This window comes from Rhizobium sp. S96 (genome assembly GCF_030382195.1).
Taxonomy (GTDB): Bacteria; Pseudomonadota; Alphaproteobacteria; order Rhizobiales; family Rhizobiaceae; genus Rhizobium.
On record NZ_JAUDRY010000037.1, the window covers coordinates 136,582 to 148,784 of the forward strand.

Here is a 12,203-nt window from a genome sequence, read left to right on the forward strand (position 1 = left end):
TATGAGCACCCGCCTTTACGAGCACTCTATCTTCCTCGATCACATCACGCCCGACGGTCATCCGGAGCGGTCCGACCGTTTGCGCGCGATCAACGTCGCGCTTGAACATCCGAATTTCGCGCCGCTCGATCGCAAGCAGGCCCCGCAGGCGAACGAGGATGCCGTTCTCCTCGCGCACCCGGAGGAGCATCTGCTGGCGGTCATGCGTCAGATTCCCGAGGAAGACGGCGAGATCAATCAGCTCGAAGCCGATACCTATGCCAGCCCGAAGAGCCTGCAGGCGGCCTTGACGGGCGTCGGTGCGGCGATGGCCGCGGTGGATGACGTCTTCACCGGAAAAGCCGACAACGTCTTCGTCGCATCGCGACCGCCCGGCCACCACGCCGAGAAATCGAAGGCGATGGGCTTCTGCTTCTTCAACAATGCCGCGATCGCCGCCCGCCATGCGCAAAAAGTGTACGGGGCCGAGCGTGTCGCCATCGTTGACTGGGACGTACACCACGGCAACGGCACGCAGGACATCTTCTGGGACGACCCCTCGGTTCTCTTCTGCTCGACGCACCAGATGCCGCTTTATCCCGGCAGCGGGGCGAAGGACGAAAGCGGCAAGCACGGAACGATCGTCAATGCGCCGCTCTCGCCCAATGTCGGCAGCGATCATTTTCGCGAGGCGTTCAAGTCGCGGGTACTGCCGGCGCTTTTCGACTTCAGGCCCGACCTGATCATCATCTCGGCAGGCTTCGATGCGCATCACCGCGACCCGCTGGCGCAGATCAATCTCGTCGGCGAGGATTTCGACTGGGCGACCGGGCGATTGCTCGAGGTCGCAGACAAAAGTGCCGGAAACCGGGTCGTCAGCCTGCTGGAAGGTGGCTATGATCTCGAAGGCCTCGCCGAATCGGCTGGCCTGCATATTCTCAGAATGATGAAGGGTTGAGTATGACTGACAGCGTCAAGCCGGAGGTTTCCGGTCTTTCCTTCGAGAAGGCGGTTGCCGAACTTGAAAGCATCGTGGCCCGCCTGGAACGCGGCGACGTGGCGCTGGATGAATCCATCGAGATCTACGAGCGTGGCGAAGCGCTGAAGAAGCATTGCGAAACATTGCTTTCGGCCGCCGAAAACCGCATCGAAAAGATTCGCCTCGACCGCGCTGGCAAGCCGCAGGGCGTCGATCCACTGGACGGCGCGTAAGCCATTTCCCTGCACCGGATGTGACGACGTCGCTGCGGTGAACGCAGCGTCCTTTCCCGCGCGACAAGTTTTCCTAGTTCGACGCGATCATTAGGGTTAGCGTAAGCGCAACGCTCATCGGAGACCTGCGATGTCTTTCTTCCCTGGTAAAGACCCCCTGCCCGGCGACGCCTTCGCGTGTGACGCCATCGAAAACCTCATCATTCCCCGTACCAGCGACCTTGGCGGCTTCCAGGTGCGCCGAGCGCTGCCCACGCGCGATCGCCGTCTGGTCGGGCCATTCATCTTCTTCGACCGCATGGGGCCGGCGATCCTGAAGCCGAACGAGGCGCTCGACGTGCGGCCGCATCCGCATATCGGGCTTTCGACGGTCACCTATCTCTTCGACGGCGAAATCCGCCACCTCGACAGCCTGGGCACCGAGAAGGTCATCCGTCCCGGCGATATCAACCTGATGACGGCTGGACGCGGCATCGTGCATTCGGAGCGGACACCCGATAACCTGCGCGGTCACCCACTGCTGATGTCCGGCCTGCAGACATGGCTGGCGCTGCCCGACGACAAGGAAGAGATCGATCCTTCCTTCACGCATACCGAAAAAAGCGACATGCCTGTCATCGACGAACGCGGGATCCGCGGGCGCGTCGTGATCGGCGACTTCGAGGGGATGAAATCTCCGGTGAAGGTGTTTTCGGATACGCTCTATGCGGACATCAGCCTCGAGGCCGGCGTGAAGTTTCCTTTCGGCGCCGGACATGAAGAGCGGGCTGCCTATGTCCTGTCAGGCGACCTCATCGTCGCCGGCGACAAGTTTGCCGCCGATCAGTTGCTCGTCTTCCGTCCCGGCGACCAGATCACGCTCGAAGCCGGCAGTCAGGGCTGTCACCTGATGCTGTTCGGGGGTGCCGCCCTGAACTCGAAGCGGTACATCTGGTGGAACTTCGTTTCCTCCTCGAAGGAGCGCATCGAGAAGGCGAAGGAAGAGTGGCGGACCGGCAAGTTCGACATCGTTCCAGGGGATGAGGAAGAATTCATACCTTTGCCCGAAGGCTGATCTCCTTTAGAAAGGGAGTCTGCGGTTCTTGAAATCGACTTTTTTCACCGCAATTTATGCCTTAAAGGCTTCCTGCCCAAGAATGACAAGAAAGAGCACCCACCCGTGACACAACCGCCGAAGACGCCGCTGTTGGATAAGGTTACCTATCCAGCCGACCTCCGAAAGCTGGAGGATCGCGATCTGCCGCAGCTGGCGCGCGAAGTCCGGGATGAAATGATCGACGCGGTATCCAAGACCGGCGGACATCTGGGGGCCGGCCTCGGCGTCGTCGAACTGACGATCGCCATCCACAACGTCTTCAACACGCCCGAAGACCGGCTGATCTTCGACGTCGGGCATCAGTGCTATCCGCACAAGATCCTCACCGGTCGTCGCGACCGTATCCGCACGCTGCGCCAGGAAGACGGCCTCTCGGGCTTCACCCGTCGCGCCGAAAGCGAATACGACCCCTTCGGCGCTGCTCACTCCTCGACGTCGATCTCCGCCGGCCTCGGCATGGCCGTTGCCTCCGATCTCGACAAGACCGACCGCCGCGTGATCGCCGTGATCGGCGATGGCGCGATGTCGGCAGGCATGGCGTATGAGGCGCTGAACAATGCTGGCGCGCTCGACGCCCGGCTGATCGTCATCCTCAACGACAACGACATGTCGATCGCGCCTCCGACCGGCGCGATGAGCGCCTATCTGGCACGTCTTGCCTCCGGGCGCACCTACATGGGCTTCCGCGATTTCGGCAAGAAACTGACGGCCTATCTCGGCAAGAAAGTCGACCGTGCCATCACCCGCGCCGTCGAGCATGCACGGGGCTATGTGACCGGCGGCACCATGTTCGAGGAGATGGGTTTTTACCACATCGGCCCGATCGACGGTCACTCCTTCGAACACCTGCTGCCGGTGCTGCGCAATGTGCGCGACCATGCGGAAGGCCCTGTGCTGATCCATGTCGTGACGCAGAAGGGCAAAGGCTATGCGCCGGCGGAAGCCGCAGCCGACAAGTATCACGGCGTCAACAAGTTCGACGTCATCACCGGCGCGCAGGCGAAGGTGAAGCCGAATGCACCGAGCTACACGAGCGTCTTCGCCGAAGCACTGGTGCAGGAAGCCGAGCTTGACGACAAGATCGTCGGCATCACCGCCGCCATGCCGAATGGTACCGGGCTCGACAAGCTCGCCAGCATCTTCCCATCCCGTTGCTTCGATGTCGGCATTGCCGAGCAGCATGCGGTGACGTTCGCGGCCGGCCTTGCCGCCGAGGGCTTCAAGCCGTTTGCCGCGCTTTACTCGACCTTCCTGCAGCGCGCCTACGACCAGGTTGTCCACGATGTGGCGATCCAGGGCCTGCCGGTTCGCTTCCCGATCGATCGCGCCGGTTTCGTCGGTGCCGATGGTCCGACGCATGCGGGCTCGTTCGATACGGCGTTCCTCGCCACCCTGCCCGGCTTCGTCGTCATGGCGGCATCCGATGAGGCCGAGCTGAAGCACATGGTGCGCACTGCCGCCGCTTATGATGCCGGCCCGATCTCGTTCCGCTATCCACGCGGTGAAGGTGTCGGCATCGAAATGCCCGTTCGCGGCGAGATCCTGCAGATCGGCAAGGGCCGCGTCGTCAAGGAAGGCGCAAAGGTGGCGCTGCTGTCGTTCGGCACCCGCCTTGCCGACTGTTTGCTTGCCGCCGAGGATCTGGATGCGGCCGGTCTTTCCACGACGGTTGCCGATGCGCGCTTCGCCAAGCCGCTCGATCACGACCTGATCCGCCAGCTTGCCCGCCACCACGAAATCCTGATCACCGTCGAGGAAGGATCTGTCGGCGGCTTCGGCAGCCAGGTCATGCAGTTCCTGTCGGCTGACGGGCTGCTCGACAACGGCCTGAAAATCCGCTCGCTTGTGATGCCCGACATCTGGATGGAGCAGGCAAAGCCCGAGGTGATGAACGCCCATGCCGGTCTCGACCGCGCCGGGATCGTCTCGACCGTCTTCCGGGTGCTTGGACGCCCTGCAGCGTTCGGCGTCGGCGCCGCCGGCTAGTCCGGCGTCGTCATCAACCGGAGAAAAGCTCCCGCTGCCCTTTGACCTTTCTTGCGGCTAGTCAGGAGAATTGAAAACGGCTTCGATATGGTGACCATCCGGGTCGACCACGAAGGCCGCAAAGTAATGTGGTCCGTAATGGGCACGAAGACCAGGCGACCCGTTATCGATGCCTCCATGTGCGATCGCGGCCTCATGAAAATCGGCGACCGCTCGTCTGCTCGTGGAGGCGAAGGCCAGATGAAAGCCGGGCCCCGGCGGGCGCTGGCCCTCCGGACGAAATTTGATCGCGAACTTATCGCCGCCGCCACCAATTCCGTAACCGACGGCCTGATCCGCTTCTCCGGGCCTCAGATCCTCCCAGACACGAATATAGCCGAGAGGCGCTAGAGCGGCGTCGTAGAACGCCGCTGAGCGTTCGATGTCCGAGACGCCGAAAGAGATGTGATGAAGCATGCGTCCGCAATCTCCTATTCCGTAGGTTTCTCCATCACACCGTAGAACAGGTTTCGGAAAACGAAAACGCTCGCAGCGGCTTGCTGCGAGCGTTTCCCGTTTCTCGTAGGTACAGATTTCCGCGTTCAAGTCACTGGCGAATTAGAGAAGGTGGCTTCTCTTTCTCAGTCACTGCTTTTCAGCTCAGAACTCCGTCCAGTCTTCTTGAACCGCGGCTGCCGTTGCAGCCCTGCCGCCGCCGAAGGCCTTGGCGACCGTGCGGGTCAGTGCGCGGGCCGGCGATGCGACCGGGCGGGACGCGGGGCTGGCGACCGCCGCCCTTGGCGCTTCAGCGCGGGCATGACCGAGATTGAACTGACCGAGCAGATCGTCGAGAGCGCCTGCTTCCTGTGCCAGCGAATGGCTCGCCGCCGTCTGCTCCTCGACCATGGCGGCATTCTGCTGCGTGCCCTGGTCCATGTTGTTGACGGCGGTGTTGATCTCCTGCAGGCCGACCGACTGCTCGCGCGTTGCGGTGACGATGGCGCTGACGTGCTTGTTGATCTCCTGGACCGCACCGACGATTTCGGCAAGCGCCTTGCCGGTTTCGTCAACCAGCGAGACGCCGGCATTAACCTGCGTGCCCGAGGTGTTGATCAGCGCCTTGATCTCCTTGGCGGCATTTGCCGAGCGCTGCGCGAGCTCGCGCACTTCCTGCGCGACGACGGCAAAGCCCTTGCCTGCTTCGCCCGCACGCGCGGCTTCGACGCCGGCGTTCAAGGCGAGAAGGTTGGTCTGGAACGCGATGTCGTCGATCACGCCGATGATGTTGCTGATCGCGTCTGACGACTTCTCGATTTCCTGCATGGCGGCAACGGCCTTGCGGACGACATCGCCGGACTTTTCGGCACCGAGGCGCGTGCGCTCGACGAGTTGGCCGACATCCTCGGCACGCTTGGCGGAGTCGCGAACGGTGGTGGTGACTTCCTCGAGCGCGGCTGCTGTTTCCTCGACGGCCGCAGCCTGCTGCTCGGTGCGGCGGGCGAGATCATCGGCAGCGGAACGGATTTCACCGGCGCCGGCGTTGATGGCGGACGCATTGCGGCCGACCGACTGAAGAGCAGCCTGCAGCTTCTCGACGGCGTTGTTGAAGTCGTTGCGGAGACGATCGAACTGCGATGCGAAAGGCGTCGTGATGCGGACGGCGACATTGCCGTTGGCAAGATCGGACAGACCGCCGGCAAGGCCTTCGATGGCGAAGCGGAGCTCCGCTTCCTCGCGTGCCTTCTGCTCGTCGCTCATCTGGCGCTGGCGCTCGGCATCGCTGCGCATGCGATCGGCTTCGCCCGAAAGGCGCAACTTCTCGATCGCCGCATCCTTGAAGACTAGAACCGACTGGGCCATGCGGCCGACTTCGTCCTGACGATCAAGCGCCGGAACGTCGATGTCGTGCTGGCCACCAGCAAGACGGCCCATGGCGGAGGTCATGCCGACGATCGGGCGAACGATGCTGCGCGACAGCATCCAGGCAAGCAGGACGGCAGCAGCGGCAGCGGCGATACCGCCGGTGAGCAGGCTGATGTTCAGCGCCCGGCTCGCCTGCGCCTTGCTGTCGGCAAGCGCATTCGATTCGTCGCGGGCTGCGGCTTTGATCTTGGCGGAAGCCTGACGGAAGCCGTCGAGCTGACCCTTGGTCTCGTTGACGCCGATCTTGACGATCTGGTCGATCGGCATGTCGGTTTCCTTGCGCGCCTTCGACTGCGGCTCGGCAAGCTGGTGGAAATAGAGATCTGCGGCCTTCTGCATGGCGTCGATCTGGCCGACGAAATCACCGTTGCCGGCAGCCGTCGTCCGTGCGGCATCGATCGCCTTCAGCATGCGCTCGCGGTTCGCGAAAATATCGCCATAGGTGCTGTCACTGCGAAACAGCAGGAAGCCGCGCAGGTTGACGGCCTGCTCGAGCATCGCCTGCAGCGCATCGTCGATCTGGTTGACGAGCAGTTCCGACTTCTTCTGCTGAACGGCAGCTTCGGCAACCACATTCGCCTTGAAGTAAACAAAGCTGGAAACGGATAGAAAGATAAGGATCAGCGCAGCGAAAGTCGCGGCGAGCTTACCGTTCAGGGACATGTTCTTGGCCAACATCAGTCAATCTCTCTTGAAGCGCACAGGCATGGCAAAGCCAGAGCATGCGAAGGCATACTTTGGTAATTCGGCGAACATGATCGGCAGATCTGATTGAGGGCCATCATGGCAAAAGCGGCCACGGACCGCTGCAATCAGCCAAACCATAGGTGGCAAGGCTTTCGATTTATTTAAAAAATTGTGCGGTGCAACACGCCGGGTGATCAGGCACGGCCGCGGGTGGCGACCGCGCCAGTCACTATTGCGTTATCGTGAGACTTCGCTGTTTTTGGGTTTGGCCAGCGGTCCGCGGATGCCGATGCAGTTGCCCCAGGGATCGCGGACCTGACACATCCAGAGCTCTCCATCGATCTTCATGGGACCTCGATAGAGAATGGCGCCGACGCTCTGCAGATGCGCGAGGACCTGATCGAAATCATCCACCCACCAGTAGACGACAGAGCCGGCTGCGCCGCTGGCGACCTTTTCGTCAGCCGGCACGATCTCCAGCTGCGTCTGGCCGATCTTCAGGAATTCGAAGCCGGATGGCTCGCTGATCTCGACGACCGCCTCAGGAAACGCCCGCCGATACCACGCCATGCCTTCGGACATCGAGGCGACATGAACGAGGACGGCCGTTACAAAACTCATGACAACGCTCTTTTCGGTGAATCAGGAGCCTGTGGCGCTAGTGTGGTCGCTATAGGCCACTTCAACTCAGCAGTGAAGAATCTCTCTTCCGGCTTCACTCGATGAATGTATATTAGCGATCCATAAATCACGGAGGGGATCGGCATGCGTGTCGTCATCGGGGTTCTGGCTGCCACTTTGCTTATCGGCGGAGCCGCAGCCGCAGCTGAAAAGCAGAAGATGACCGGCCAGGAGCTGACGGCCCTGCTCGGCCAAGACAAAGAGCTGATCCTCGGCGGTCCCGGAAAGGGATATGCCGGCACCCTCTCGCTTGGCGCGGACGGCAAGGGAAAGGGCCAGGTGAAGCTCGACAACGGGCAGGTCATCCCGATAGAAGGCGTGTGGGCCATCAAGAAGGACAAGTTCTGCCGCACGTGGAAGGGCGGCCGGGACGCCGGAAAGGAAATCTGCGAGACCTGGGTGAAGACCGGCGACAAATCGGTCGAAGTCATGGTTGGCAAAAAGGACCTCGGAACGAATTCCTGGAGCTGATAGCGACGTCCGCGTGGTGTGAGAACCAACAAAAGGCTTGCAACTGACGGCTTTGACCGTCATGGACAGCCGATGTCAGAACAGAACACACAACGTCTCGACCAGCTTCTCGTCAGCCTCGGCCTTTTCGCGAGCCGCTCGCGTGCGCGCGATGCCGTGCAACGCGGCACGGTAAAGGTGGGCGGCAAGGTCGTCGTCAAGGCCGGCGCGCTTTTCTCCAATGATGCGGTCATCGAAATCGACGATCCGGCGCAGGATTACGTCTCGCGCGCCGCTCTGAAGCTGACGGCCGCCCTCGACCATTTCAAGCTCGATCCCGCGGGTCAGCACTGTCTTGACGTCGGCGCCTCGACCGGCGGCTTCACGGAGGTTCTGCTGGAGCGCGGTGCCACGCATGTGACGGCGATCGACGTCGGCCATGGCCAGATGCATCCTCGCCTGACCGCCGATCCGCGCGTGACGAATATCGAGGGCCTTAATGCCCGCAACCTCGTCGCGGACGATATCGGCCATGCGGTCTCGTTCATCGTCTCCGACGTTTCCTTCATTTCGCTGAAGCTGGCGCTTGCGCCGGCGCTCGATCTCGCCGAGGCCGGCACCGCTGCCGTGCTGCTGGTCAAGCCGCAGTTCGAGGCCGGGCGCGATGCGATCGGCAAGGGCGGACTGCTCAAGGACCCCTCCTCCGCTCCCGCTGTCGCTGCCGAGCTGGAACGCTGGTTCGTCGAAGACATGGGCTGGAAGAGCCTTGGCCTCATCCCCTCGCCGATCGCCGGTGGCGACGGCAATCTGGAATTTCTTCTCGCAGGAACGAAGCCGTGAGCGCAGAAACCGTTACGATCCAGAAGCTCGGCGCCTTGGGCGATGGCATCGCCAACAGCCCAGATGGCCCGATCTATGTCCCCTTCGCTCTGCCTGGCGAGACGGTCGCGATCGCGCGCGTCAAAAGCCATGGCACCATCATGTCGATTGCGACGGCATCGCCCGATCGGCAGGAACCGTCCTGCCGCCATTTCGGCCCCGATGGGGTGAACGGCACCTGTGGCGGCTGTACGCTGCAACATCTGACGGATGCCCCGTACCGCGCTTTCAAGCGCCAACTCGTCATAGATGCCCTGAAGTCGAAGGGCCTGACGCCTGACGTCGGCGAACTCGTGGCGGCCCGTCCCGGCGAGCGCCGGCGTGTCGTTTTCGCCGCCCGGCGGACCGAAAAGGACATGCTGATCGGCTTCAACCAGGCTGAAAGCCACCATATTGTCGCGATCGAGGAATGTCCCATCTCGTCGGCAGCGGTTATCGCCAGGCTGCCGGCGATCAAGGCCATCGGTGCGGCGCTGGCGACCAGCGCCGAAGCCTTCCGCATTTCCGTTCTCGAAACACTGTCCGGTCTTGACCTTGCGGTCGATGGCGTCAAGAAGCTTTCCGACCAGCAGCGTCGCAAGGCGATTGAAACGATCCTGACCCTTCGCGGCATCGCTCGCGTTTCGCTGAATGGCGAGATCCTCGTCGAACCGGTGAAGCCGATCGTCGAATTCGGCGGCGTCAATGTCTCGCCGCCACCCGGCGGTTTCACGCAGGCGACGAAGCAGGCCGAAGACGCGATGGCGGAGCTTGTCGTTGCTCACGTCGGCAAGGCGAAGCGGATCGCTGATCTCTTTGCCGGCGCCGGCACGTTCTCGCTCCGGCTCGCGCGCATCGGGCGCGTGCATGCCGCGGAATCAGACGACAAGGCGATCGCCGCGCTCGACCACGCGGCGCGCAACGCGCAGGGCCTGAAGCCAGTTACCGCCGAAAAACGCGATCTCTTCCGCCGGCCGTTGATGACATCCGAGCTCAAGGTCTACGACGCTGTCGTCTTCGATCCGCCGCGCGCCGGCGCCGAGTTCCAGTGCAAGGAGCTAGCCCGCTCCAGCGTCAAGAAGGTCGTGGCGGTCAGCTGCAACCCGCTGACGCTCGCCCGTGACCTCGCGATTCTGGTCGAGGGTGGCTATCGCATCACCAGCGTCACGCCGATCGATCAGTTTCTCTGGACATCGCATGTTGAGGTCGTGGCGACGCTGGAGAAATAAGGCCTGAACGCGAAAACGCCCGCGACGAGCGCGGGCGTTTCGATTGTTCGGTCTCTGCCTCGATCAGGCGGCGTAGCGGCCGTATGATCCCGTGCCGTAGGATGCGGCCTGCAGATTGAACTGGCTCAGCAGCTGCATCAGCTTGGCGGCTTCCTGCGCCAGCCCGTGGCTGGCAGCTGTCTGCTCTTCGACCATCGCGGCGTTCTGCTGCGTACCCTGATCCATCGTGTTCACTGCCGTATTGATCTCGGCCAACCCGGTCGACTGCTCTCGGGTTGCTGTCACGATCGCGTCGACGTGGCGGCTGATTTCCTGGACCTGCCCGACGATCGCTTCCAATGCCTTGCCGGTGTCGCCGACGAGCATCACGCCGGAGCGAACCTGGCTGTTCGAGGCGGTGATCAGGCTTTCGATTTCCTTGGCGGCGTGCGCGGAGCGCTGCGCCAGTTCGCGGACTTCCTGGGCGACAACGGCAAAGCCCTTGCCGGCCTCACCCGCGCGGGCCGCCTCGACGCCGGCGTTCAGCGCCAGAAGGTTGGTCTGGAAGGCGATGTCGTCGATGACGCTGATGATGTTGGAGATCTTTTCGGACGAGCTCTCGATCTCCGTCATCGCCGAAACCGCCTTGCGGACGATGTTGCCGGATTCTTCCGCGCCGTTGCGCGTCCGGGTGACCAGCGTGCCGGCTTCCTCGGCGCGACGCGCGGTGTCCTTGACGGTCGTGGTGATCTCCTCGAGCGCTGCCGCCGTTTCCTCGATGGAGGCGGCCTGCTGCTCGGTGCGGCGTGCGAGGCCATCGGCAGCGGTGCGGATTTCTCCGGCACCGGCGTCGATCGCGTGCGCGTTCTCACCAACTTCTTGAAGAACAGCCCGCAGTTTCGCGACGGAAGCGTTGAAATCGCTACGCAGGCGATCGAGGTGATCGGCAAACGGCGTCTCGATCGTCCGCGTCAGGTCGCCTTCCGAGAGTGCGCCCAAGGCGTCGGCAAGGGCTGCGACGGCGTGCTGGATTTCGGCGGCTTCGCGGGCCTTCGAGGCTTCGTTGCGCGACCGTTCCTCCTGCGCCTGTTCGCGGGTGTGCTCGGCGTTGCGTTCGAGATCGAGGCGCGCGAAGGAGTTGTCGCGGAAGACCGCGACGGCTGCGGCCATATCGCCGATCTCATCCTTGCGACCGGCATAGGGAACAGCAGCGTCGAGATCGCCATCCGCGAGACGGGCCATGCGGGCGGCAATCGTCGAGATCGGCTGCGAAATCCGCTTCCATGCCAGGAAGGCGGCAGCGACGGCAACGGCCAGGGCGACCGCAAGACCACCGACGATCGACAGGATGCCTGCACTATAGTTGCCAGCGGCTGCAGAAAGCGCGGCGTCGGTCGACTGCCGATCCTTGGCGAGCATTCCGTCGACGAGGGTCTGGATGTTGTTGGCGGACATCGAGAGTTCGCCGCGATACAGGCTGTTCGCCAGACTGCGCTTGTTGTCGAGCGCGAGCGCAATGATCTTGTCGGCAAGCGCCGCATCGTTGGCGAGCGCCTTTTGCAGGCGGCCGAAATTCTGGCTCATGTAATCGCTCTTCGGCTGCTTGTCGAAAGCGTCGATTGCGGTGTTGAGACGCTGGCGGCGGGTCTTCAGGGTCGTCTCGGCATTACGGAAGTCCGTCTTGCCGGTCGCGAGCAGATAGTCGGCATAGCTGCGGCGAACGTCGTTCAGCGTCGTGACGATCGCATAGAGCCGCTCGGTGTTCGGAATGTTCTGCGCGCCGATCTGCCGGGTGTTGGCTTCGAGATTGGTCAGCGAGAAGGCCGCGATCGCACCCTGCACCAGCGCAATGGCAACGAGCGACAGGAAGAGAAGCGGAAGGAGCGTTTTGATCTTCAGTTTGGACATGCGGCGGTCTCATACTGCGGAGGATCTCGCACAGCCGATCGCGATCGATCGTCCGTACGGTCACTCGTTCTGATGGGGTTGCGGGGGTATCCGGATGACATCCGGCCTGCGTCATGCATTGCATGTCACTAAAGCCAAATATCTGTAAGATTTGATTAAAAGTATGACTTTTTAATCAGCGTCGGCCAACCGCGGACGATGCGCTCCCCGCAAAGCAAAACGCCCGCGACGAGCGC

Annotated in this window: 11 protein-coding genes; 7 read left to right on the forward strand and 4 right to left on the reverse strand. The window is 62.4% G+C overall.

The features are described 5' to 3' along the window. Nucleotide 1: 1 nt before the first annotated feature. The 4 genes from QTL94_RS25550 to dxs all read left to right on the forward strand — a co-directional run bounded on the left by QTL94_RS25550 (nucleotide 2) and on the right by dxs (nucleotide 4,273). Nucleotides 2–937 carry a histone deacetylase family protein gene (locus QTL94_RS25550; protein ID WP_289803459.1) on the forward strand — a complete coding sequence of 312 codons (936 nt, stop codon included), beginning with the start codon at nucleotides 2–4 and terminating at the stop codon, nucleotides 935–937. A gap of 2 nt (nucleotides 938–939) precedes the next feature. Then, nucleotides 940–1,191 carry an exodeoxyribonuclease VII small subunit gene (locus QTL94_RS25555; RefSeq protein ID WP_289803460.1) on the forward strand — a complete coding sequence of 84 codons (252 nt, stop codon included), beginning with the start codon at nucleotides 940–942 and terminating at the stop codon, nucleotides 1,189–1,191. A gap of 130 nt (nucleotides 1,192–1,321) precedes the next feature. Then, nucleotides 1,322–2,245, forward strand: coding sequence for a pirin family protein (locus QTL94_RS25560; protein ID WP_289803461.1), 924 nt, complete (start codon nucleotides 1,322–1,324; stop codon nucleotides 2,243–2,245). A gap of 105 nt (nucleotides 2,246–2,350) precedes the next feature. After that, entirely contained in the window at nucleotides 2,351–4,273 is a 1,923-nt protein-coding gene (dxs, locus tag QTL94_RS25565) for a 1-deoxy-D-xylulose-5-phosphate synthase (protein WP_289803462.1), read from the forward strand. Nucleotides 4,274–4,330: 57 nt separating this feature from the next. Here dxs and QTL94_RS25570 read toward each other — a convergent pair whose 3' ends face one another. The 3 genes from QTL94_RS25570 to QTL94_RS25580 form a co-directional block, all read right to left on the reverse strand. Further along, the gene (locus QTL94_RS25570) at nucleotides 4,331–4,729 is read right to left on the reverse strand and encodes a VOC family protein (RefSeq protein WP_065689702.1); all 399 of its coding nucleotides are present in this window, start codon (nucleotides 4,727–4,729) and stop codon (nucleotides 4,331–4,333) included. Between the two features lie 183 nt (nucleotides 4,730–4,912). Then, on the reverse strand, nucleotides 4,913–6,853 hold the full coding sequence (locus QTL94_RS25575) for a methyl-accepting chemotaxis protein (RefSeq protein WP_289803463.1): 1,941 nt from the start codon (nucleotides 6,851–6,853) through the stop codon (nucleotides 4,913–4,915). A gap of 246 nt (nucleotides 6,854–7,099) precedes the next feature. Further along, complete coding sequence (locus QTL94_RS25580; RefSeq protein WP_289803464.1) at nucleotides 7,100–7,483, reverse strand: VOC family protein; 384 nt, start codon at nucleotides 7,481–7,483, stop codon at nucleotides 7,100–7,102. A gap of 144 nt (nucleotides 7,484–7,627) precedes the next feature. Between QTL94_RS25580 and QTL94_RS25585 the strand changes: the two genes are divergently transcribed. The 3 genes from QTL94_RS25585 to QTL94_RS25595 all read left to right on the forward strand — a co-directional run bounded on the left by QTL94_RS25585 (nucleotide 7,628) and on the right by QTL94_RS25595 (nucleotide 10,080). Continuing rightward, nucleotides 7,628–8,014 (forward strand): hypothetical protein, encoded by a 387-nt coding sequence (locus tag QTL94_RS25585; RefSeq protein WP_289803465.1) that lies wholly within the window; start codon nucleotides 7,628–7,630, stop codon nucleotides 8,012–8,014. Nucleotides 8,015–8,086: 72 nt separating this feature from the next. Next, complete coding sequence (locus QTL94_RS25590; protein ID WP_289803466.1) at nucleotides 8,087–8,833, forward strand: TlyA family RNA methyltransferase; 747 nt, start codon at nucleotides 8,087–8,089, stop codon at nucleotides 8,831–8,833. After that, nucleotides 8,830–10,080 carry a class I SAM-dependent RNA methyltransferase gene (locus tag QTL94_RS25595; RefSeq protein WP_289803467.1) on the forward strand — a complete coding sequence of 417 codons (1,251 nt, stop codon included), beginning with the start codon at nucleotides 8,830–8,832 and terminating at the stop codon, nucleotides 10,078–10,080. The genes QTL94_RS25590 and QTL94_RS25595 overlap by 4 nt, the downstream gene beginning before the upstream one ends. A gap of 63 nt (nucleotides 10,081–10,143) precedes the next feature. Here the strand turns inward: QTL94_RS25595 and QTL94_RS25600 are convergent, their stop codons facing one another. Next, nucleotides 10,144–11,967, reverse strand: a complete 1,824-nt coding sequence (locus QTL94_RS25600) for a HAMP domain-containing methyl-accepting chemotaxis protein (protein WP_289803468.1) — start codon at nucleotides 11,965–11,967, stop codon at nucleotides 10,144–10,146. Nucleotides 11,968–12,203: the final 236 nt, after the last annotated feature.